This window comes from Streptomyces sp. NPDC019890 (assembly GCF_044903445.1).
GTDB lineage: Bacteria > Actinomycetota > Actinomycetes > Streptomycetales > Streptomycetaceae > Streptomyces.
In genome coordinates, this window is sequence record NZ_JBJDQK010000002.1 from 489,082 (window position 1) to 511,706 (window position 22,625).

Sequence of the window (22,625 nt, forward strand, 5' to 3'; positions counted from 1 at the left end):
CGGAGCGGGCTAACCGCTTAATCTGACTTTAGAGGTTAGGTACCAGGAGGTCAACCGGTCACGTACTCTTGAGTGGTTAGTCGGGAGAGGAGCTCAGGGATGCCCGCCATGTCCGATCCACGGCCGCTCACCGGCGAGCCCGTCTCCCTCGACCTGCTCAACACCCGCTGGGTGCACGACGGCGCACGCCAGGATCTGCTGACCGGCGTCGACGGACTGCGCATCTGGCTGGTGAGCAACGACCTCGCCGGCCGGTTCAGCGCCGACGCGGCCACCCTGGAGCGCACCCTGACCGCCCGTGACGCCCTCGCCGCCCTCGTCGACACCCCCGGCGACCCCGCCGCCGTCGCCCGCCTCGACGAGGTGCTGGGCCACGGGCGGATTCGCGCCACACTCACCGCCGACGGCCCCGGCGAGGAGGCGGAGTTCGCGGACCCGGCCTGGGGCCCCGGCTGGACCGCGGCCCGCGGCCATCTCGATCTGCTGCGCACCGCGCCCGACCGGATCCGCGCCTGCGCGCACGAGGCGTGCGTCCTGCACTTCTTCGACACCTCGCGGAACGGGACGCGCCGCTGGTGCTCCATGGCGGTGTGTGGCAACCGCGCGAAGGCGTCCCGGCACTACGCCCGCAGCCGCGAAGACTGAAGCAAAGTCTGAAGCGAAACCCCAGAAACACCCATTTGCCCTGCGTGGCGCTTCCTTCGCAGTGGCGGATCTCCGCCATGTCCGCAACCCGCCGCTGCCAACTCTCCACAAACCCCTGTCATTTACGAAAGGCTGAGCGGTCATCCGGCACCGAATTCCGGACCCCGTCTTTCACAAACAGGGATGCTGATGACCCCCGAATCCCAGAGCTCCATACAAGGGCGCTCCGTACCAGGTCACAGACGCGCGGCCCGCATCGCGGCCGCAGCTTCGATCGTGGCCGCGCTGGTGGCCACGGGCGCCGCGCCGGCCTTCTCCGCCGCGCCCGCCGACGACCCGGGCACCTCCGCCGGCGTCAAGGCCTCGTCCTCCTCCGACAAGCTCGGCTCGGCCGACGCCCAACTGCTCGCCGATGCCGAGGCCAAGGGCGAGAAGAGCGTCACTGTGATGGTCGCCACCGCACCCGGTGCGACCGAGCAGGTCGCGGGGCAGCTCGACGCCGTCGAAGGCGCCGTGGTCGGCAAGACGTACGACCAGCTCGGCTATGTACGGGCCACCCTCCCCACCGCCCGGGCGGAGGCCGCGCTCAAGGCGGCCGCCAAGCTCTCCAGCGTGCACGGCATCGACCTCAAGCACGAGGTCAAGCTGGACGACCCGACGCCGGCCGGTGACACCACCAAGGCCGCGGGCACCGCGGACGCGCAGGCCGGTGCGTACCCGGCGCCCGGCAAGAACACCCCGGCGAAGAACCCGTACAACCCGTCCTTCGAGACGGGCGCGGTGGACTTCGTCAAGGAGCACCCCAAGGCCGACGGCCGCGGTGTGACCATCGGCATCCTCGACTCCGGTGTCGACCTCGGCCACCCGGCGCTGCAGAAGACCACCACCGGCGAGCGCAAGATCGTCGACTGGGTGACCGCGACCGACCCGGTGGCCGACGGCGACGCCACCTGGCGCCGGATGTCCCTCGATGTGAGCGGCCCGACGTTCGCCGTCAACGGCCGCACGTACTCCGCCCCCGCGGGCGCGTACAAGTTCAACCTCTTCTCCGAGGCCGCCACCAAGGGCGGCGACATGGCCGGTGACCTCAACCGGGACGGCGACACGACCGACGTCTGGGGCGTGCTGTACGACCCGGCCACCCGCACCGCCACGGTCGACCTCGACAACGACGGGAACTTCTCGAACGACACCGTGATGAAGCCGTACAAGAACGGTTTCCAGATCGGCTACTTCGGCAAGGACGACCCGGCTACCGACGTCGTCGAGCGGATCCCGTTCGTCATCGAGGTCCGCAAGGACGTCGTCTACAACGCCGCGGGCGCCAAGGCCGACTACGTCAACATCGGCGTCATCGAGTCCGAGCACGGCACGCACGTCGCCGGCATCACCGCCGCCAACAGCCTCTTCGGCGGCCGGATGAACGGCGCCGCCCCCGGCGCCAAGCTGGTCTCGTCGCGCGCCTGCACCTGGAGCGGCGGCTGCACCAACGTCGCGCTCACCGAGGGCATGGCCGACCTGGTCATCAACCGCGGCGTGGACATCATCAACATGTCCATCGGCGGTCTGCCCGCGCTGAACGACGGCAACAACGCCCGCGCGGAGCTCTACACCCGCCTCATCGACACCTACGGCGTCCAGCTGGTCATCTCGGCCGGCAACGAGGGTCCGGGCACCAACACCATCGGCGACCCGGGCCTCGCCGACAAGGTCATCTCCGTCGGCGCCGCCATCTCCAAGGAGACCTGGGCCGCCAACTACGGCTCCGCGGTGACCAAGAAGTACGCGATGCTCCCCTTCTCCTCCCGCGGCCCGCGTGAGGACGGCGGCTTCGCGCCGATCATCACCGCGCCCGGTGCCTCCATCAACACCACCCAGACCTGGCTGCCCGGCAGCCCGGTCAAGGAGGCGGGCTACGAGCTCCCGGCCGGCTACTCCATGCTGCAGGGCACCTCGATGTCCTCGCCGCAGGCTGCGGGCGCGAGCGCGCTGCTGCTCTCGGCCGCCAAGCAGCGGCACATCGAGCTGACCCCGGCGAAGCTGCGCACGGCGCTGACCAGCACCGCGCACCGTATCCCCGGAGTGCAGGCGCATGAGCAGGGCTCCGGCCTGATCAACATCGTGGACGCATGGGACGCCATCGAGGACGGCGCCACGGCCCATGAGTACAGCGTCAAGGCCCCGGTCGACACCGCGATCGACTTCGCGCTGAAGACCCCCGGCTTCGGTACCGGCCTCTACGACCGCGAAGGCGGTCTGAAGGCCGGCCAGAAGAAGACCTACGACGTCGTCATCACCAGGACGACCGGCCCGGACCGCCCCGTGCGGCACGAGCTGGACTGGAAGTACAACGACGGCACCTTCGACCTGCCCGGCAGCGGCGCGGTCACGCTGCCGCTGAACACCCCGGTCACCATCAAGGTCGAGGCGAGGCCCAAGGCAGCCGGCGTGCACAGCGCGATCCTGGAGGCGGACGACCCGCGCACCGAGGGCGTGGACAAGCAGATCATGGCGACCGTGGTCGTCTCCAAGGAGCTCGCGAAGCCTGCGTACACCTTCTCGGCGTCCGGCTCGGTGCAGCGCAACAGCCACAAGTCGTACTTCGTCACGGTGCCCGAGGGCGCGAAGAACCTCGAGGTCGCACTCGGCGGTCTGGCCCCCAACAGCCAGACCCGGTTCATCGGCATCCACCCGTACGGAGTGGGCGTCGAGGACAGCTCGACGATCTTCTGCTACCCGAACTACAACAATCCGGCGAACACCTGCCGTCCGGACTTGCGCTCGTACCCCGAGCCGACGCCGGGCGTCTGGGAGATCGAGGTCGAGTCGCGGCGTACGTCTCCGCTGCTCGACAACCCGTACAAGCTGGACGTCAGCCTGCTGGGCGCCTCCTTCGACCCGGCCGTCAAAACCCTCCCCGAGGCGAAGGTCGGCACTCCGGCACCCGTCGAGTGGAAGGTCACCAACGGCTTCGCCGCGATCGACGGCAAGCTCGCGGGCGGTTCGCTCGGCTCGGCCAAGGTCGCCCGGCCGTCCATCAAGGACGGTGAGTCGCAGGAGTCGACGGTCACCATCGGTGAGGGCGTCGAGCGTCTGGACGTCGCCATCGGCGGGGTCTCCGACACCGGGGCCGACCTGGACCTGACTGTCCTGCTGAACGGTGTGCAGGTCGGCCAGTCGGCGGACGGCGACTCGGAGGAGGCGGTGAGCCTGCTCAAGCCGGCCGCCGGCACCTACACCATCGTGGTCGACGGCTACGCCGTCCCGGCCGGGACCACCGAGTACAACTACCGCGATGTGTTCTTCGCACCCTCGCTCGGCTCGGTCAAGGTCGACTCGGCGAAGCCGGTCACGCTCGCCAACGGGGCGTCGGCGCAGGTCAGCGCCGAGGTGCTGGTGGGCGGCGCGGCACCCGAGGGACGGCAGTTCTTCGGCGAGGTGCAGCTGCTGAACGGCCGCGGCACGGTCGCGGGCACCGGCAGCGTCGTGATCGAGAAGGTCACGCCGTAGTCGCAGTGGGCTGACTGAAGAGGGCGGGCGTCCATCCCGGACGCCCGCCCTTTTCGCATGCCGGACAATGGATTGGACAAGAAGACCCCGGTCATACGCATGATGGGCAGGCTGCCCGCGTCATACATACAGATCTGCGCACAGACAGTACGCACAGACAGAAGGAGTCACCGTGAGGGTCGGAATCGTCGGAGCCACCGGTCAGGTCGGCGGAGTCATGCGCAAGATCCTCGCCGAGCGGAAGTTCCCGGTCGACGAGCTCCGGCTGTTCGCCTCCGCGCGGTCCGCGGGCTCCACCCTCACGTGGGAGGGCCAGGACATCACCATCGAGGACGCCTCCACCGCGGACTACTCCGGCCTGGACATCGTGCTCTTCTCGGCCGGCGGGGCGACGTCCAAGGCCCTCGCCGAGAAGGTCGCCGCGCAGGGTGCCGTGGTGATCGACAACTCCTCTGCCTGGCGCCGCGACCCCGAGGTGCCGCTGGTCGTCTCCGAGGTCAACCCGCACGCGATCAAGGACCGCCCCAAGGGCATCATCGCCAACCCGAACTGCACGACCATGGCCGCGATGCCGGTGCTCAAGCCGCTGCACGCGGAGGCGGGACTCGCCGCGCTGGTCGCCACCACCTACCAGGCCGTGTCCGGCTCCGGCCTGGCCGGTGTCGCCGAGCTGAAGGCCCAGGCCTGCGCAGTCTCCGAGGCCGCCGACCAGCTCACCTTCGACGGCGAGGCGGTCGACTTCCCCGAGCCCGGCGTCTACAAGCGCCCCATCGCCTTCAACGTCCTGCCGCTCGCGGGCAACCTCGTCGACGACGGCTCCTTCGAGACCGACGAAGAGCAGAAGCTCCGCAACGAGTCGCGCAAGATCCTGGAGATCCCGGAGCTCAAGGTCTCCGGCACGTGTGTCCGGGTGCCGGTGTTCTCCGGCCACTCGCTGCAGGTCAATGCGCGCTTCGAGCGGCCGATCAGCATCGAGCGCGCGTACGAGCTGCTGAAGGACGCGCCGGGGGTGGAGCTCTCGGAGATCCCGACCCCGCTGCAGGCGGCGGGCAAGGACGCGTCGTATGTCGGCCGCATCCGGGTGGACGAGACAGTCGAGAACGGCCTTGCGCTGTTCCTGTCGAACGACAACCTGCGCAAGGGTGCTGCGCTGAACGCGGTACAGATCGCGGAGCTGGTGGCGGACGAGCTGCGCGCGTAGCGGTCGTGTCCTCAATCGCCGGCGGGGCTTGATATGCCCGGGCAAATCAAGCCCCGTGGGGGTCCCCCCGGACGAAGTCTGGGGGAGATTGAAGCGCGGGGTCTGGGCGGAGCCCCAGTTTCTACGGCCGCCGGACCTCGAAGAGGAAGCAGCCGTACTCCACCGCCCGGACGTGCACCAGCGCCACCTCCGGGTCCGCGAACGCCTCCGTCAGCGCCGCGTCGAACGCCTCCGTCGCCGCCGACGGGATCTCCAGGAGGCGGCCTCCCACGATGTGCCCCTCCGTGTCGTACCGCCGCATCGTCCGCAGCGCGCCCGGGCGGGCGAACGGGTAGCCCTCGTCCTCGCCCGGCCCCTCGCACTCGTCGGCGTGGATGAAGACGGGCCCCTGCTCGTCGTACGCGCCGGGACTGGCCCACGTCTCCGCGGCCCAGCGACGCAGCGGTGCGTACGAGACGAGGGCGATCCGCTCACCGATCCCGCTCGGGCGCAGACAGCAGCGCAGCGGGGCATCTCCCTCGGTGTCGGTGTACGGGACGCAGGCGCGGCCCGCGTCGTCGGTGTCGCGGAGCCGCTTGAGGGCGGCGGGCTCGATGGGCCGCGCGGTCCAGAGTGTCTCGGTCTGTGTCTCGGTCATGGGTTCAGCGTGGCGCTCCCGCGGCCCTCGTTCCGGCGGAAAACGGACATGGCGTTCGGCTCCGCCGCACCGCGCCGAACCCGCACACCACGGCACCCGGATTAAGGCGGGCAGCCGCACCGCACCCCGTGGAAGGATGGCCGCAAACGTCACGAAACCGAGGAGATGACAGCGTGCCTGGCACGAATCTGACCCGCGAAGAGGCGCAGCAGCGGGCCCGTCTGCTGACCGTCGACTCGTACGAGATCGATCTCGACCTCAGTGGCGCGCAGGAGGGCGGCACCTACCGGTCCGTGACCACCGTGCGCTTCGACTCCGCCGAGGACGGTGCGGAGACCTTCATCGACCTGGTCGCCCCGGCCGTGCACGAGGTCGTACTGAACGGCAAGGCACTGGATGTCGCCGCCGTCTTCCGCGATGCGCGGATCGCACTCAAGCATCTGCACCAGGGGCTGAACGAGCTCAAGGTCGTCGCCGACTGCGCGTACACCAACACCGGCGAGGGTCTGCACCGCTTCGTCGACCCGGTGGACCAACAGGCATACCTCTACACGCAGTTCGAGGTGCCGGACGCCCGCCGCGTGTTCGCCTCGTTCGAGCAGCCGGATCTGAAGGCCACCTTCCAGTTCACCGTGAAGGCGCCGTCCGGCTGGACCGTCATTTCGAACTCGCCGACGCCGGAGCCCAAGGACGACGTCTGGGTCTTCGAGCCGACGCCCCGGATCTCGACGTACATCACGGCGCTGATCGTCGGCCCGTACCACTCGGTGCACAGCAGCTACGAGAAGGACGGCCAGTCCGTTCCGCTCGGCGTCTACTGCCGGCCCTCGCTCGCCGAGTTCCTGGACTCCGACGCGATCTTCGAGGTCACCCGGCAGGGCTTCGAGTGGTTCCAGGAGAAGTTCGACTACGACTACCCCTTCGCCAAGTACGACCAGCTCTTCGTGCCGGAGTTCAACGCGGGCGCGATGGAGAACGCGGGCGCGGTGACCATCCGCGACCAGTACGTCTTCCGCTCCAAGGTGACGGACGCGGCGTACGAGGTGCGGGCGGAGACGATCCTGCACGAGCTGGCCCACATGTGGTTCGGCGATCTGGTCACCATGGAGTGGTGGAACGACCTGTGGCTGAACGAGTCGTTCGCCACCTACACCTCGATCGCCTGCCAGGCGTACCACCCGGACTCGAAGTGGCCGCACTCCTGGACCACCTTCGCGAACTCCATGAAGACCTGGGCGTACCGGCAGGACCAACTGCCGTCCACCCACCCGATCATGGCCGAGATCCGCGACCTGGACGACGTTCTCGTCAACTTCGACGGCATCACGTACGCCAAGGGTGCCTCCGTCCTCAAGCAACTCGTCGCCTACGTCGGCATGGACGAGTTCTTCAGCGGAGTGCAGGCGTACTTCAAGGCCCACGCCTTCGCCAACACCCAGCTGTCCGATCTGCTGGGTGCGCTGGAGGACACCTCCGGCCGCGATCTGAAGACCTGGTCGCAGAAGTGGCTGCAGACGGCGGGCATCAACATCCTGCGCCCGGAGATCGAGCTCTCCGAGGAGGGGTACGTCACGTCCTTCTCCGTACGCCAGGAGGCCCCGGCGCTGCCGCCCGGCGCGAAGGGCGAGCCGACGCTGCGCCCGCACCGGATCGCGGTCGGCTGCTACGACCTCGACGCCAACGGCAAGCTGGTCCGTACGAACCGGATCGAGCTGGACGTGGACGGCGAGCTGACGGATGTGCCGTTCCCGCAGAACACCCGTCGTCCCGCGGTGATCCTGCTCAACGACGACGACCTCACGTATGCGAAGGTCCGCCTCGACGAGGAGTCGCTGCGCGTCGTCACCGAGCACCTCGGCGACTTCACCGAGTCGCTGCCGCGCGCGCTGAGCTGGGCGTCCGCCTGGGACATGACCCGTGACGGCGAGCTGGCGGCGCGGGACTATCTCTCGCTGGTGCTCTCCGGCATCGGCAAGGAGTCGGACATCGGCGTGGTGCAGTCGCTGCACCGCCAGGTGAAGCTGGCGATCGACCTGTACGCGGCGCCGGACTGGCGCGAGGCGGGTCTGACGCAGTGGACGGACGCGACGCTGGCGCATCTGCGTGCGGCGGAGCCGGGCAGCGACCACCAGCTGGCCTGGGCGCGCGCCTTCGCGGCGACCGCGCGCACTCCGCAGCAGCTCGACCTGCTGCAGGCGCTGCTCGACGGCACGGAGTCCATCGAGGGCCTGGCGGTGGACACCGAGTTGCGGTGGGCGTTCGTGGAGCGGCTTGCGGCGGCCGGAGTGCTCGACGAGGACGAGATCGCGGCGGAGTACGAGCGGGACAAGACGGCGGCGGGCGAGCGCCACGCGACCACGGCGCGCGCGGCCCGGCCGACGGCGGAGGCGAAGGCGGGCGCCTGGGCCTCGGTCGTCGAGTCCGACAAGCTGCCGAACGCCGTGCAGGAGGCAGTCATCGCGGGCTTCGTCCAGACCGATCAGCGCGAGCTGCTCGCCCCGTACACGGAGAAGTTCTTCGCGGCGGTCAAGGGCGTGTGGGAGTCCCGCAGCCATGAGATCGCCCAGCAGATCGCGATCGGACTCTACCCCGCGCTCCAGGTCTCGCAGGCCACGCTGGATGCGACGGACGCATGGCTGGAGTCGGCCGAGCCGAACGCGGCGCTGCGGCGGCTGATTTCGGAGTCGCGCTCGGGCGTCGAGCGGGCGCTGAAGGCCCAGGCCGCGGACGCTGCGGCCGCATAAGTGGAATGAAGGGGCGCCGCAGGCCGTCCGGCCTGCGGCGCCCTTCCGTTTGCCGGCTGCATGAACATCCCGCCAATTCGGTGACCCGGCGTCAATTCCAGTAACGGAAGCCGGATATGCTTCCCGACCGTCGTCATATGATCTTTCCAGTTCGATGGTTTGAGGGTGCTGATGGTCCGACAGGAAACCTCGACCGGAAGTCCGCGGACCGCGGCCTCCCTCGCGTGGCTCGTGCCCGTCGTGGTAACCGCAGGGGCCGTAGCCGTAGCGGCGGCCCTGGTCTCCGGTTCGGCGCGCACCCCCGTGGTCTGGATCGGTGTCGGGGCCGTCGCCGTAGTCGCTGTCGCCTGCGCCGAGACCGCGCGCAGGGGTCGGAAGCTCGCCGAACTGAGGGAGCGGCTCGCCGAGCGCGAGGCGGTGCTCTCGCGGCAGCAGGCCGAGACCGCGCGGCTCGCCGGCGAGCTGCTGCCCCAGGTGGTGGAGCGGCTGCGCAAGGGCGAGTTCCCCGAGGATGTGCTCGACTCGCTCGACGCACCGGCCGAGCACCAGGCGGTGCTGCGCTCGGTGCTCGACGCCGTCGTCGCCGAGGAGGATCTGCGCGAGTCCGCGCAGCGCGCGTTCGTGAACATCGCTCGTCGAGTTCAAGCCATCGTGCACCAACAGGCCCAGGAACTGCGTGAGATGGAGGACCGGCACGGCAAGGCCCCCGACGTCTTCGGCGATCTGCTGCGGATCGACCACGGCACCGCGCTGATCGGCCGGCTCGCCGACTCCATCGCCGTGCTCGGCGGCGCCCGCCCCGGCCGCCAGTGGAGCAAGGCCGTACCGCTCTACAGCGTGATGCGCGGCGCCATGTCGCGGATCATCGACTACCAGCGCGTCGAACTGCACTCGGTCTCCGAGGTCGCCGTCGTCGGCACCGCCGTCGAGCCGCTGATCCACGCGCTCGCCGAGCTCCTCGACAACGCCACGCGCTACTCGCCGCCGCAGACCAAGGTCCATCTGACCGCCGTCGAGGTCCAGTCGGGCATCGCCATCGAGATCGAGGACGGCGGTGTGAGCATGAGCGAGGAGGCCCGCAAGCGGGCCGAGCGCATGCTCCGCCAGGCCCAGCAGGGAATCGATGTCAACGACCTCGGCGAGACGCCCCGGCTCGGCCTCGCCGTGGTCGGCAGGCTCGCGCAGGCGTACGGATTCCAGGTCTCGCTCCGCTCCTCGGCGTACGGCGGTGTGCGTGCCGTCCTCGTCGTACCGCAGGAGCTCATCACCACCGCCGCATCGGCGACAGGTATCGCGCACGGCATCGGCACCTCCTCGGGCCCCCGCGCGGCCGTCCCGGTCACCGACGAGCGGCCGACGCGGCCGGTCACCGGACCCAGCACCCCGGACGACGACGTCCCGGTGGTGACCGAGCGGACCGCCCTCGGTCTGCCGCAGCGCCGTCGCAAGGCCCCCGCCACCGCACCGGCCGCGGTCGCGGCGCCCGAGCCGGAGTCGGCACCCGCCGTGCAGCCCGGCATGTGGCTGGCCGCCTTCCAGAGCGGCCTGTCCGGTGAGCCCACCCAGACAAACAAGGGGAACACGCAGCCATGATTCAGCAGCAGTCCAACCAGACCAACATGGACTGGATGCTCAAGGACCTGGCGGAGGGAGTCCCGCAGACCAGGAACGTGGTCGTGCTGTCCGCGGACGGGCTCCGGATGGCTCAGTACGGCTCCGACAACGACACCGCAGACCGGCTGGCCGCCGCCTGCGCCGGGCTGCAGAGCCTCGCGGGTGCGGTCGCCTCCGAACTCCCGCACAGCGACGGGCGGATGCACCTCGTCGTCATCGAGATGAACGGCGGCTTCTTCTATCTGATGGCGGCCGGAGAGGGCGCGTTTCTCGCCGTGCTGGCCGACGAAGGTGTCGACGCCGGGCTGATGGGCCAGCGGATGCGGGACCTGGTGCTGCGGATCGGCGAGCACCTCAGCACACCGCCCCGGCACGAGGGACACACCGCGTGAGCGACCCGGGCGGGGACTGGGAAGACAACAGCCCCGAGCGGCTCTACGTCATCACCGGCGGCCGCAGCGGCTCCTCCGCGCCCACCACGCTCGACCTGGTCACGCTGATCGTGGCCAAGTCGGGTCCCCGGCCCGGTATGCAGCCGGAACACGCCGCGATCGTCCGGCTCTGCCACTCGCCGCTCTCGGTGGCCGAGATCTCCGCGTATCTGAGCCTCCCGGTGAGTGTCGTCACCGTGCTGCTCAGCGATCTGCTCGCCGAGGGCCGGGTGGTGGCCCGCGCTCCGGTCCCGCCCGCCCAACTCCCCGACCGCGCTTTGATTGAGGCAGTGATCGATGGACTTCAGAAGCTCTGAGCAGGCCGTGGGGCCGCGCAGCGAGGACGTGCTGCCACAGACGGCCACGGCCGCCGTCAAGGTGGTCATCGTGGGCGGCTTCGGAGTCGGCAAGACGACCCTGGTCGGCTCGGTCAGCGAGATCAGACCGCTGACCACCGAGGAGACGATGACCCAGGCCGGGGTCGGCGTCGACGACACCCATGGGGTGGAGCGCAAGACATCGACCACGGTCGCGATGGATTTCGGCCGCATCAGCATCAACGAGGAGCTGGTGCTCTATCTGTTCGGCACCCCCGGACAGGAGCGCTTCTGGTTCCTGTGGCGCGGCCTGTTCGAGGGTGCGCTGGGCGCGGTGGTGCTGGTCGACACCCGCCGCCTCGAAGTGAGCTTCGACGTCATCGGGCGTCTGGAGGAGCGCCGGGTGCCCTTCGTGGTGGCCGTCAACTCCTTCCCGGACGCGCCGAGTTACCCCCTTGAAGAGCTGCGCGGCGCACTCGATCTGCCGGCGGCCGTGCCGATCGTCGAGTGCGACGCCCGGCTGCGCGGCTCCAGCCGTGACGTACTGATGACGCTGATGCGCTATCTGCAGTCCCTCGCCGTGACCACGGAGGCATCGTGAGCACCCCCACTCCCCCGCCGGGCTGCCCCGCGCACCGGCTGTACGGCCCCGAGGCCGAGGCCGATCCGACCGGCCTGTACGAGAAGCTGCGCGCCGAGCACGGGGCGGTGGCACCCGTCCTGGTCCAGGGCGATCTGCCGGCCTGGCTGGTGCTCGGGCACCGGGAGAACCTGGACGTGGCCCGTACGCCGTCCCGCTTCTCGCGCGACTCTCGCCGCTGGCGCGACATGCAGGAAGGCAGGGTCCCGCCGGACCACCCGCTCACTCCCGTCGCCGCCTGGCAGCCGGTGTGCAACTTCCAGGACGGCACGGAGCACGAGCGGCTGCGCGGCGCGGTGACCGAGTCCCTGGAGCGCTTCGACCGGCGCGGCATCCGCCGTTATGTGAAGCGCTTCGCCGACCAGCTGATCGACACCTTCATCGACCGCGGACAGGCCGATCTGGTCGGCGAGTTCGCCGAGCCGCTTCCCATGCTGGTGATGACGCAGCTCGTCGGCATGCCCGACTCGTACGGCCCCCGTCTGGTCGAGGCGGCGCGCGACATGATCAAGGGCACCGCGACCGCGGTGTCGAGCAATGAGTACGTCACGGTCGCGCTGAAGGAGCTGGTGCAGCGCAAGCGGGCCGCGCCCGGGCGCGACTTCGCCTCCTGGCTGCTGGAGCACTCCACGTCGCTCACGGACGAGGAAATCATCGAGCATCTGCGCCTGGTGCTGATCGCGGCGTTCACCACGACCGCGAACCTGATCGCGAACACGCTGCGGATGGTGCTCACCGACCGCCGCTTCCGAGCCAGCCTCTCCGGCGGTCATATGACGCTGCCGGACGCGCTGGAGCAGGTCCTGTGGGACGAGCCGCCGCTCTCCACGGTGCTGGGCCGCTGGGCGACCGGGGACACCGTGCTGGGCGGCCAGCAGATCAAGGCCGGTGACATGCTGCTGCTCGGTCTGGCCGCGGGCAACGCCGACCCGGAGATCCGGCCCGATCTGTCGCAGCCGGTGCACGGCAACCGCTCGCACCTCGCGTTCAGCGGCGGACCGCACGAGTGCCCGGGCCAGGACATCGGCCGCGCCATCGCGGACACCGGCATCGACGTACTGCTCGCCCGGCTGGCCGATCTGCGACTTGCCGTGCCGGAGGACGAGTTGCGTTACGACTCATCACTGATGTCGCGGCAGCTGATCTCGCTGCCGGTGTCGTTCGTGCCGGGCGGCAGCACGGTGACGGCGAACTCGCAGCTGCCCCGTACACCCAAGGCGCAGCCGCTTCCCGAGGCTGCCGCGCCGCCCGTTCCCGTGTCCGTTCCCGCGGACACGGAGCGGCCGGCACGGCGCTCGTGGTGGGCCCGCCTGCTGGGCCGCTGAGCTCACGCGTCGAGCTGCTGCCACCACCAGGCGATCGCCGGGATGGGCAGCGGCTCGAGGCTCGGGTCGCTGGGGGTGTCCCGCCAGGTGATGTCGTACGAAGCACCCTCGGCGGGAAGTGTGTTCCGGTTGCGGGGACTGGCAAAACGCGGCGCCAGGTTCTGCCACTCGATGCAGCCGGACACGTAGTGCCCGAGTGAGTCGAGATAGCGGGTGAGCTGCTCGTCCGCGCCGTTGTAGAGCTGCTCCCTGAGCCGTACGAACAGGGTCATGGCCCGATCCCGAAGTGCGACCGCGGACCCGATCGCCTCGGCGGGCGTGCAGCCCTCGTGGCGGGCGACCACATTGAGCAGGTTCTGCTCCCAGGGGTCCTGATGGTCCTCCTTGTTGTACGAGTAGAGGTCGTTGTCGCAGGAGACGATGAAGCCGGCCGCGTCGGTCAGCGCCTGGACCGGCGCGGAGTAGAGCACGTCGGCCGGCACCTGGATGCCGTTCGATGCGTCGCACCAGGTGAGCGTGAAGCGGGTACCGTTGACCGACATCCGCATCGCCGCGAAGTCGTTGAGCGACGGCATCACCTTGCGCTCGGCGTTGGAGGTCTGCCATCCGGCGCCGAACAGCCAGTCCCTGGTGCCCTCGGTGAAGCGGCGCAGCTGGAAGGGCGTGAGCATGGCGCGGGTGCGTGCCACCAGATCGTCCAGCGCGGTGGTCAACGGGCCCGGCGGCAACAGCTGTGCCCCCGGCGCCTCGATGGCGCGCACCAGGCGCACACTGTGGTCGGCGATGTCCGCGGTGCGGGTGGCGGTGGAGCCCGAGTCCTGCCAGTCGTCGACGGCGTGGGCCCAGTAGTTCCACTCGATGAACAGCAGCACCGGCTCGACGTCGCCGTACGGGATGATGCGGCTGGTGAAGTCCGCGCTGTGGGTGGCAAGACCCCACGCGCGCTCGGTCGCGTCCGGATAGATGCCGAACGTGTCGATCCACTCGATGGCGCGCTGCTCGAGCTCCGCCGCCTTGGGGTGGATCTGCTTCTCGTTGAACGGGCAGTAGAACGGCGGAAGTTCCCAGCCGATGCGGGAAGGGCGGCTGTCCTTCGCGTACACGGGAGGCATTGGGTCAGCCCCCCAGACGGAAAAGCAGCAGCCGGGTCTCCATCGCGTGGTCGCGCCAGATGCGGAACAGCTTGCCGTGCGTGATCGTCGACTCGATCAGCCGCTCCCGGGACCAGGCGTCCCGCTCGCCGCCGCGCTCGGCACGGTCCAGTTCGGCGGTGTTCCAGGCCATGGACTGCACCCAGAACTCGGCGACGCGGTCGGTGACGTCCTCGTCCTGCTCCAGCTCGAAGCCCGCGGCCTCGGCGGCGAATATGTACTCGCTGAGGGTGCCGAGGCGTGTCTTGTAGTAGCCGTCGATGAACTCTGTCCACTCGGGACGGCAGATGAAGTGTTCCTGGATGCCGAACCAGCCGCCGGGTCTCAGGGCCTTGGCAACGACCTCGAAGAGCCGTTCTCGGTCCATATAGCCCGAACTTTCGTTCGCATACGCGGCGTCGAACTTCTTTCGGCCAGGTACGAAGTCATGTACGTCGACGAGCCGCGGGCTGACGAGCGATGCGACACCGGCCTGCCGGGCGAACTGCTCGATGACCGGTATGTGTTCACCGGCGACGGTGAGTCCGGTGACCTTGGTGCCGTGCTCCTGGGCCCAGTAGAGGGAGCCGCCGCCGACACCGCAGCCGATGTCGAGGAGGCGTCGTGGAGGCTCTGCGTACGCGCCCCAGCTGCGGGCCGCGTGGTCGACTATGGCTTCCTGGGCAGCAACGATGCGCCGTTTGAGCGCGCGCTGCGAGACGGTGGTGTTGGGAGTCGCACCGGGGGCGAACAGGCCCATGTGGAAGTGGATACGGGGACCGGGACCGTACTTGTGCAGGATGTCGGCCGTCTTACGTGAGTAGTAGATCGGCACTTGGGTCTCGTCGAACGCGACGAGGCTCTGTTCCATCGGGTCTCCGTGCGTCCTGGGGGGTGACAGGGCGCTTCAACTCTGCCCGAAAATGATCGTTTCTGTCACCCCCCGCCTCTGGTGTCACACCGTCAATTCTCCATTACAGCTTTCACATTGACACCATCAGGCCAGTGCGCGGAGCCGACCCGGGCGGCGGCCGACGAGGCGGTCGAGCGCGGCGGACGTGGCATCGTCGGCGGGAAGACGGACCATCAGCCGCTGGCCGTCGTCGACGGGAAGTTCGAGGGTTTCGTACGCAAGACGCAGCTCACCGGCCTCGGGGTGGACCAGCCGTTCGATGCCGCGGGGCTCGGGGAGGCCGGGGATCCGCTCGACGCGACCGGCGAAGGCGGACCCGGCGATGACCGTCAACTCGTCGGCGAGCACGGCGATATGGGGGTCCGCACGGAACGGCCCCTGCTTGACGGCAGCGACCTGCTCGTCGGCGATGCGGTCCCAGTCGGGGTAGGCGGTACGGGCGCGGGGGTCGGTGAACACGAAGCGCACGAGGCTGGGCGGGGTGCCGTCGAGCAGTCCGACCGGCCCGGCGAGCCGCTCGTACGCCTCGGTCCAGGCGAGGAGTTCGCCGAGCCGGTTCAGGAGCACGGCAGGGGTGGGTTCGAGGCGGTCGAGGAGAGCCTGCACGGTGGGGCGGACGGTGCGGTTGGGCGATGCGCCGGATGCGCCGCCCAGGCAGGCGAAGCCGCCGTCGGCGGCCTTGGTGAGCCGGTGCAGATGGATGCGCTCGCTCGTGGTCAGACGGAGCGCTTCCGCAAGCGCGGAGAGCACCTGCACGGACGGCCGCCGGTCGCGCCCCTGCTCCAGCCGGGTCACGTACTCGACGCTGACCCCGGCAAGCGTGGCCACCTCGGCCCGGCGCAGCCCCGGCGTACGCCGCCGGGGTCCGGCGGGCAGCCCGGCCCGGGCGGGGGTGATCGCTTCGCGGCGCGTACGCAGGAAGATGCCGAGCTCGTTGTCGCTCACCCTTCGAAGGTACCTGCGGGGGCTGCGGGGATGGTGGCCCTGCTGCTACCAGCCTGAGCGCGGCCTCCCTGGCTCGGGCCGCGCCCGGCAGCTTTGACCGAGGTGACCGCCGGGGTCACCCACGTCTTTGAAGCCGGAGCACACAGCCATGCCCAATGAGCCCCTCAACCTCGCAGTGATCATCGGAAGCGTCAGGGAGGGCCGTTTCGGCCCGGTGGTCGCGAACTGGTTCGCCGAACAGGCCGAGCAGCACGGCCGCTTCACGGTCGACGTCATCGACCTGGCGGACACGCCACTGCCGCTCGCCCTCCCGCCGGTCCCGCCGGCGCTGGATCCCGCCATGCCCCGCCCCGCGGAGATGGAGAACCTCACGCGGCGGCTGCGTGCGGCCGATGCGTTTGTGGTGGTGACCCCGGACTACAACCGCAGCTTCCCCGCGTCGCTGAAGGCGGCGATCGACTGGCACTACACGGAGTGGCAGGCGAAGCCGGTCGGCTTCGTGGGATACAGCGGGTCCAGCGGCGGCCTGCTGGCGATAGAACAACTGCGCCAGGTCTTCGGCGAACTGCACGCCCACACGATCCGGGACTATGTCTCGTTCCCGCGCTACTACGAACTCTTCGCCCCCGACGCCACCCTGAAGGACCCGGAGGGCCCGAACGCCTCGGCAAGGGTCATGCTGTCCCAACTCGACTGGTGGGCCTCGATCCTCCACACGGCCCGCCGCGAGCGCCCTTTCGGCGCCGCGTAGCTTTCAGGAGGCGTCCGCCCGCGGCGCGGACCTGGCGCTCCCGGGGGACGGGCCCCGCCCAGCGGGTCTGGCGCTCCCGGGGACGGGGGCGTCAGCCCGCGCCGCTCACCCCAGCCGTTCCGCCACCCCCCTCAGCGCCGCCAGCACCCTCCCGACGCCCCTCCCTTCCTCCGCGCCCCTCCGCACCGCCGCCACCACATGTCTCCTCGGCTGCTCCCCCGTCAGCACCCGCATCACCACCCCCGCCCGTCGCGCGCCGCCCTCCGCCGCCATCCGGGGGACCAGCGCCACCCCCATGCCCGCCTCCACCATCGACAGGATCGCCGTCCAGCCCGCCGCCGAATGCGCCTGTTCCGGGACGAAGCCCGCCGCCTCGCACGCCGCCAGCGTGATCTCCGACCACGGGCCGCTGCCCCCGAAGATCCACGGCTCGCCGGACAGATCCGCCAGCCGCAGCCCCTCGACCGCCGCCAGCGCGTGCCCGGCCGGCAGGGCCACGTCCAGTGGGTCGGCCAACAGCGGGACGCGGCTGAACCTCCCGTCGCGGGCAGTCGGCGCGTGCGCTGCGAGGGACAGCGCGACGTCCACGTCCCCGGACGCCAGCAGCTCGTACGCCTCGGCCGCCTCCGCCTCCCTGACCCGCACCTCCAGCAAGGGATGCGCCTCCCGCAGCCGCCGCACCGCCGGCACCACCAGCGCGGGCACCGCCGTCGAAAAGGCCCCCACCCGCACCAGACCCGCATCGCCCCGCAGATACCCGTCCAACTCCGCGTCCGCCCGCTCCAGTTGGGCGAAGACCGCCTCCGCATGCCGCAGCACCAGATGCGCAGCGTCGGTGAGCCGCACCCGCCGCCCCTGCGCCTCGAGGAGCGGCACGCCGAGCTGCTTGGCCAGGTTGGAGAGCTGCTGCGACACGGCAGACGGGGTCATCAGCAGCGCCTCGGCGGTCGCCGTCACCGTCCCCCGCTCGCTGAGCGTGCGCAGGATCTGGAGCTTCTTGATGTCCCACTCGGTCATGCCCGCACGTTAACCGGACCGCACATCGACCGGACCGCATGTTGACCCGGTCGCACGTCGACCCGGCCGACCGCGGCGCTACCGCTTCCTGCGATACGTCGTGAAGATCAGACCGTTGTCGAAGACCCGGCTGCTCATGACCTCGAAGTCCTGTGCGCCGTACTCCGCCGAGAACATCGGCACCCCGGAGCCGAGCACCACCGGATACGTCTTGACGTGCAACTCGTCGATCTCGTCGCGCAGCTGCCCCGCCAGATCCGCACCGCCGCAGAGATAGATCCCGAGATCGCTGTCCTCCGCCTTGAGTTCACGGATCTTCGCGACCACGTCGCCGGAGACGACCTCCACCGCCGGGTCGAGGGACTCCTTGAGGCTGCGCGAGACGACGTACTGCCGCATATGCGCATACGGACTGGTGACATCGATCTGCAGCGCCGGCTCGTAGGTGCGGCGCCCCATCACCACGGTGTCGAAGTGCACGTTCGCCGCGTCCGCGATGCCGAGCATCGGGCGGACGTGCGTGGGGAGGGTCTCGGGGTACTCCGTCGCGGAGTACGCCGTGAACTCCTCGCTGAGCGGATAGACGCTGCCGTCCCCGTCGGGGGCGGCGATGAAGCCGTCGATGGAAACGGCGATGTAGTACACGAGCTTTCGCAAGCCGAACCTCTCGTCGAGGTGGTGCGCATCGGGTGAATCGAGGGATGCGCCAAGAGAGCGACACCCGCCGCCCAACCACGACAGTCATAGTGCTTCATTCGTAGTGGTAAAGCAACACCCTTTTCCGCGGCCTCACTTGGCCCTCCCCGCCACCCCCAGCATCACCCCGCCCAGAATGAGCGCCATGCACAGGATCTGCACCGGTCCGGTTGCCTCCCCCAGCAGGGCGAAGGAGAGCACCGCCACGCACACCGGCTGCAGGTAGTAGACGACCCCGGCGCGCGCCGCGCCGATCGCGGCGATCGCCTTGTTCCAGACGAAAAAGGCGACGGCGGAGGAGAAAACACCGACGTACACCAGCGGTCCCACCGTCTCGGCCGTCGGCTCGAAGCCGCCCTGGACGGCCAGGCTGACCCCGTACACCGGCGCCAGCATCAGCGCACCCAGCACGAACGTCGTGAAGAGAAAGGAGAGCGGTCCGATCCCGGCGGGCCGCCGCCGCAGCAGCGCGCTGTACGAGGCGAAGCTCAGCGCCGCCGCGAACATCCACAGATCACCGGCAGCGAAGGCCGGCGCCGGGGACCCGTTGCCGACAAGCAGCAGAACTCCGGCGCAGGCGACGCCCATCCCGACCAGGCGGCGCGCCCCGAGCCGCTTCCCGCCGAGGCGTTCGTACACCGCCATCAGGACGGGCGAGGCGGCCATGATCATGCCCATGTGGCCGGCCGGGGTGGTCAGGCCGGCCTGGTTGACGAGGGTGTTGTAGCCGGCGACGCCGAGCAGCGCGGCGAGTGCGACATACCCCAAGTGGTGGCGTATCAGCGGCCGTTGCCGCCAGGTCTCGCGCAGTGCGAAGGGCGCGACGGCGGCGATCGCGATGATCCAGCGCCAGAAGGCGGCCTGCACGGGCGGGACCGAGTCGTGCAGCGCGCGGGAGGTGACGAAGCTCCCCGACCAGACAACCGTCGCGACGGCGGCGAACACAAGCCCGAGGCCCGCGGCCCCTCGCACCCTCTCCGTCGCCTCACTGCTGCGGACGCGGTCCAGTACTGCCATCAGTGCCCCTCTCGCTGGTCGATCTCCGGTGAATCCACCGTCGCAGCGAGAAAAGCCTTAGGTCTATCGAATACTTTCGACGATTAACTTCAGAAAAACTGAACGATTGGCTGAACGGTCAGCGTGCCGACGCACGACAAAGGCGCCTCAGGGGATGACTCACCCCGAGGCGCCCTTGGAAAGATCAGCTCTGCGGCTTCCTGGACTTGTCGAGGACCATCACCAGGCCCACGATCACCGCGAAGATCGCCAGCGGCGCAGCGACATACAGGCCCAGCGTCTCGGCCACGCTCAGGCCCTGGCCCGGGTCGTCGCCGTCGTCGGGCGTCAGGGCGAGCGCGGGCGACGACAGGAGCAGCATCATCAGCGTCGTACCGGCCGCGACGGCGCCGGCGCGCAAAGCGTTCTTCTTGTCCACGATGCCAACGTAGCGAACGCCTATCCGGGTCGCGCGTCCGGGGGTGCCGTCCGAGGCAGGGCCCGGGGACCGAAGACCTCCATCAGACCGTGCAGCCGGGGCGAGGCCGCCAGCTCCTCCAGGGTGACCGGGCGCGCATCGGCGTCCGCGACGGGCAGCCGCCAGTTCGGATACTCGTCCCAGGTGCCCGGCAGGTTCTGCGGGCGGCGGTCGCCCACCGCGTCCGGCAGCCAGATGCCGACCATGCGCGCGGGCGTACGCAGCAGAAGGCGGTAGACCGCGCGGATCTGGCCCTCCTCGTCGCCCGTGCCCTCGGGCAGCAGGCCGAGGCCGCCGAGCACGCCGAGCCATTCGGCGACGTCCGCGGCGTCCTCGGTGCGCTCCTGCTCCAGAGGGCGGGTGAGCAGGCCGAGGCGGTGGCGCAGCGCCACATGCTCGCCGGTCAGCCGTGCCGCTGTGGACGGCAGATCGTGCGTGGTGGCGGTGGCCAGGCAGCCCTCGCGCCACTGCTCCGGCGGCAGCGGGCGGCCCGTGCCCGCCCAGTCGCGCTCGAACCAGAGCACGGAGGTGCCCAGCACGCCCCGGCGGGTCAGCGCCTCGCGCACGCCCGGCTCGACCGTGCCGAGGTCCTCCCCCATGACGATCGAGCCCGCGCGGTGGGCCTCCAGGACGAGGACCGCGAGCATCGCCTCCGCGTCGTAGCGGACATACGTGCCGTCGGTGGGCGGGCTGCCTTGCGGGACCCACCAGAGGCGGAACAGGCCCATCACATGGTCGATGCGGAGCGCGCCCGCGTTGCGCAGGAGGCCGCGCAGCAGTCCGCGGTACGGGGCGTAACCGGACGCGGCCAGCACATCGGGCCGCCACGGGGGCAGGCCCCAGTCCTGGCCGCGCGCGTTGAACGCGTCCGGCGGGGCACCCACCGACATCCCGGCGGCGAAGACTTCCCCCTGCGCCCAGGCGTCCGCGCCGCCCGGATGCACGCCGACGGCCAGGTCGTGGACGATGCCGACACCCATGCCCGCTTCGCGCGCGGCCTGCCCGGCGGCGGCCAGCTGCCGGTCGGTGAGCCAGGCGAGCCTGCTGTGGAAGTCGACCCGGTCCATCAGCTCGTACCGGGCGCGGGCGGTCTCGGCCGAACGCGGGTCCTTCAGGCCGGCCGGCCAGGAGTGCCAGTCGGGGCCGTGCACCTCGGCGACGGCGCACCAGGTGGCGTGGTCCTCCAGGGCCCGGCCCTGCTCGGCCAGGAAGTCGCAGTAGGCGGCGCGGCGGCCGGGACTCAGCGGGACGCCGTACACGATCTCCAGGGCCTCGCGCTTGAGCGCCCAGACGGCGTCCCGGTCGATCAACGCGCCCTTCTGCAGCACCGATTCGCGCAGCTCGTCCGCCTTCTCGCGGAGCGCGTCCAGCCGCCTGCGGTCGTGGGCGCCGACGTTCGCGTACTCGGGGATGTCCTCGATCCGCAGATGGACGGGGTCGGGGAAGCGGCGGGAGGAAGGCCGGTACGGGGAGGGGTCGGTGGGTGCGCCGGGTACGGCCGCGTGCAGCGGGTTGACCTGCACGAACCCGGCCCCGAGCGCCCGCCCGGACCAGGTGGCGAGCTCGGCCAGATCGCCGAGGTCGCCCATGCCCCAGGAGCGGGCGGAGAGGAGGGAGTAGAGCTGCACGAGAAAGCCGTACGAGCGCCCCTGGGACTGTGGCGCCCGGACAGGCGCGACGACGAGAGCCGCGCGGGCGGCGCGCCCGTCGGGGGCGGTGACATACAACTGGTGCACACCACAGGGAAGTTGGTGCCACCCGGGACCACGCTCGGCCGCGGCAGCGGGACTGCCGGGACCACGTTCGTCGGCCGCAGGGGGCCAGGTCGCCGCAGTCGGTCCACCGGGGCCGGACTCGGTCGCCGCAGTCGGCCCACCCGGGCCGCGCGGTTCAGGCCCGACCGCGCCCCCCGGCGCAGGCGTCAGCCACTCCACCGTCCCGCCCGCCTCCGGCTCGACCCGCACGGTCGTGCCCTCGGGGAGCTCGGTCAGCGGCGGCGGGATCTCGCCCTCGCCCCACAGGACCACCGTCGGCGGCAGCAGCCGCTCCGCCGCGGCGGACTCGGCGCGGGCCAGCGCGTCCCGTAACGCCGCGGGCGTGGCGGCATCGACCCCGAGTGCGGCGAGGACCGCGACGACCGTGGCGTCGGGGACAGGGACGCTGACGCCCTCCGAGGGAGCGTACGCCGTGGCGACTCCATGCAGCGCGGCAAGCCGGGCAAGGCCCATGAAGACTCCTTCAGACTCCTGGGGACTGGGTGCCTCCGGCCGTCCCGGGGGCGGTCGGCTCACTGGTGAGGGGTGTGACCTCGGCGAGAGGCGGTTCGCTGGTGAGAGGGGCGGCGTCAGGGAGCGGGGGCTCACTGGTCAGCGGGCCGGGGCCCGGGACCTGTTTGGACAGGGCGGAGAGCAGCAGATGAGCGGATGCGGCCACGACGGTCACTCCAGACTGACGGTAACGGGACACAGGAGCCCTACCCAGCGGCCACGACGGCAGACGTACACGATCAGTCAACGTGTTCCGCGTCACATTCCGTTCCCCGCACGTCAGTTGGATCAAACCGCCCATCGCGTCAGGCAAAAGGTGCACAACGGCCACCCGCATTGACACCCTCAGTGTGCTGGTGGTGGGCTCG

20 protein-coding genes are annotated in these 22,625 nt (G+C 70.2%); 10 read left to right on the forward strand and 10 right to left on the reverse strand.

Annotated elements, in window-relative coordinates; genetic code table 11:
* Window positions 1-99: 99 nt before the first annotated feature.
* The 3 genes from ACI2LP_RS06610 (at window position 100) to ACI2LP_RS06620 (ending at window position 5,356) form a co-directional block, all read left to right on the forward strand.
* Window positions 100-645 (forward strand): CGNR zinc finger domain-containing protein, encoded by a 546-nt coding sequence (locus ACI2LP_RS06610; protein WP_404723431.1) that lies wholly within the window; start codon window positions 100-102, stop codon window positions 643-645.
* A gap of 189 nt (window positions 646-834) precedes the next feature.
* The gene (locus ACI2LP_RS06615; protein WP_404723432.1) at window positions 835-4,155 is read left to right on the forward strand and encodes a S8 family serine peptidase; all 3,321 of its coding nucleotides are present in this window, start codon (window positions 835-837) and stop codon (window positions 4,153-4,155) included.
* 172 nt (window positions 4,156-4,327) lie between these two features.
* Window positions 4,328-5,356, forward strand: a complete 1,029-nt coding sequence (locus ACI2LP_RS06620) for an aspartate-semialdehyde dehydrogenase (RefSeq protein ID WP_360876083.1) — start codon at window positions 4,328-4,330, stop codon at window positions 5,354-5,356.
* A 121-nt stretch (window positions 5,357-5,477) separates the two neighbouring features.
* On the opposite strand, the gene ACI2LP_RS06625 is transcribed toward ACI2LP_RS06620, so the two are convergent.
* Window positions 5,478-5,993, reverse strand: a complete 516-nt coding sequence (locus tag ACI2LP_RS06625; RefSeq protein ID WP_404723433.1) for a DUF1203 domain-containing protein — start codon at window positions 5,991-5,993, stop codon at window positions 5,478-5,480.
* Window positions 5,994-6,166: 173 nt separating this feature from the next.
* On the opposite strand from ACI2LP_RS06625, the gene pepN reads away from it, so the two are divergent.
* The 6 genes from pepN (at window position 6,167) to ACI2LP_RS06655 (ending at window position 13,064) form a co-directional block, all read left to right on the forward strand.
* The gene (gene pepN / locus ACI2LP_RS06630; protein ID WP_404723434.1) at window positions 6,167-8,737 is read left to right on the forward strand and encodes an aminopeptidase N; all 2,571 of its coding nucleotides are present in this window, start codon (window positions 6,167-6,169) and stop codon (window positions 8,735-8,737) included.
* Between the two features lie 171 nt (window positions 8,738-8,908).
* A complete protein-coding gene (locus tag ACI2LP_RS06635; RefSeq protein ID WP_404723435.1) occupies window positions 8,909-10,330 on the forward strand; it encodes a sensor histidine kinase in 1,422 nt (473 codons plus the stop codon).
* Window positions 10,327-10,743, forward strand: a complete 417-nt coding sequence (locus ACI2LP_RS06640; protein ID WP_404723436.1) for a roadblock/LC7 domain-containing protein — start codon at window positions 10,327-10,329, stop codon at window positions 10,741-10,743. The genes ACI2LP_RS06635 and ACI2LP_RS06640 overlap by 4 nt, the downstream gene beginning before the upstream one ends.
* A complete protein-coding gene (locus tag ACI2LP_RS06645; RefSeq protein ID WP_404723437.1) occupies window positions 10,740-11,099 on the forward strand; it encodes a DUF742 domain-containing protein in 360 nt (119 codons plus the stop codon). Before ACI2LP_RS06640 ends, ACI2LP_RS06645 begins: the two co-directional genes overlap by 4 nt.
* A complete protein-coding gene (locus tag ACI2LP_RS06650; RefSeq protein WP_360876071.1) occupies window positions 11,080-11,700 on the forward strand; it encodes an ATP/GTP-binding protein in 621 nt (206 codons plus the stop codon). Before ACI2LP_RS06645 ends, ACI2LP_RS06650 begins: the two co-directional genes overlap by 20 nt.
* Window positions 11,697-13,064 (forward strand): cytochrome P450, encoded by a 1,368-nt coding sequence (locus tag ACI2LP_RS06655; RefSeq protein ID WP_404723438.1) that lies wholly within the window; start codon window positions 11,697-11,699, stop codon window positions 13,062-13,064. Before ACI2LP_RS06650 ends, ACI2LP_RS06655 begins: the two co-directional genes overlap by 4 nt.
* 2 nt (window positions 13,065-13,066) lie before the next feature.
* Here ACI2LP_RS06655 and ACI2LP_RS06660 read toward each other — a convergent pair whose 3' ends face one another.
* From ACI2LP_RS06660 to ACI2LP_RS06670, 3 genes are all read right to left on the reverse strand, one after another.
* Window positions 13,067-14,176, reverse strand: coding sequence for a terpene synthase family protein (locus tag ACI2LP_RS06660; RefSeq protein ID WP_404723439.1), 1,110 nt, complete (start codon window positions 14,174-14,176; stop codon window positions 13,067-13,069).
* Between the two features lie 4 nt (window positions 14,177-14,180).
* Entirely contained in the window at window positions 14,181-15,065 is an 885-nt protein-coding gene (locus ACI2LP_RS06665) for an SAM-dependent methyltransferase (RefSeq protein ID WP_404723440.1), read from the reverse strand.
* A 126-nt stretch (window positions 15,066-15,191) separates the two neighbouring features.
* Window positions 15,192-16,052, reverse strand: a complete 861-nt coding sequence (locus ACI2LP_RS06670) for a helix-turn-helix domain-containing protein (protein WP_404723441.1) — start codon at window positions 16,050-16,052, stop codon at window positions 15,192-15,194.
* A 148-nt stretch (window positions 16,053-16,200) separates the two neighbouring features.
* On the opposite strand from ACI2LP_RS06670, the gene ACI2LP_RS06675 reads away from it, so the two are divergent.
* A complete protein-coding gene (locus ACI2LP_RS06675; RefSeq protein WP_404723442.1) occupies window positions 16,201-16,803 on the forward strand; it encodes an NADPH-dependent FMN reductase in 603 nt (200 codons plus the stop codon).
* A gap of 105 nt (window positions 16,804-16,908) precedes the next feature.
* On the opposite strand, the gene ACI2LP_RS06680 is transcribed toward ACI2LP_RS06675, so the two are convergent.
* The 6 genes from ACI2LP_RS06680 to ACI2LP_RS06705 all read right to left on the reverse strand — a co-directional run bounded on the left by ACI2LP_RS06680 (window position 16,909) and on the right by ACI2LP_RS06705 (window position 22,423).
* Entirely contained in the window at window positions 16,909-17,820 is a 912-nt protein-coding gene (locus tag ACI2LP_RS06680) for a LysR substrate-binding domain-containing protein (RefSeq protein WP_404723443.1), read from the reverse strand.
* A 78-nt stretch (window positions 17,821-17,898) separates the two neighbouring features.
* The gene (locus tag ACI2LP_RS06685) at window positions 17,899-18,477 is read right to left on the reverse strand and encodes a dihydrofolate reductase family protein (RefSeq protein ID WP_404723444.1); all 579 of its coding nucleotides are present in this window, start codon (window positions 18,475-18,477) and stop codon (window positions 17,899-17,901) included.
* A 132-nt stretch (window positions 18,478-18,609) separates the two neighbouring features.
* Window positions 18,610-19,533, reverse strand: coding sequence for a DMT family transporter (locus ACI2LP_RS06690; protein ID WP_404723445.1), 924 nt, complete (start codon window positions 19,531-19,533; stop codon window positions 18,610-18,612).
* Window positions 19,534-19,717: 184 nt separating this feature from the next.
* The gene (locus ACI2LP_RS06695) at window positions 19,718-19,951 is read right to left on the reverse strand and encodes a hypothetical protein (RefSeq protein ID WP_404723446.1); all 234 of its coding nucleotides are present in this window, start codon (window positions 19,949-19,951) and stop codon (window positions 19,718-19,720) included.
* Between the two features lie 20 nt (window positions 19,952-19,971).
* Complete coding sequence (gene malQ / locus ACI2LP_RS06700; protein ID WP_404723447.1) at window positions 19,972-22,218, reverse strand: 4-alpha-glucanotransferase; 2,247 nt, start codon at window positions 22,216-22,218, stop codon at window positions 19,972-19,974.
* Window positions 22,219-22,228: 10 nt separating this feature from the next.
* Window positions 22,229-22,423, reverse strand: coding sequence for a hypothetical protein (locus ACI2LP_RS06705; protein WP_360876049.1), 195 nt, complete (start codon window positions 22,421-22,423; stop codon window positions 22,229-22,231).
* Window positions 22,424-22,625 lie beyond the last annotated feature (202 nt).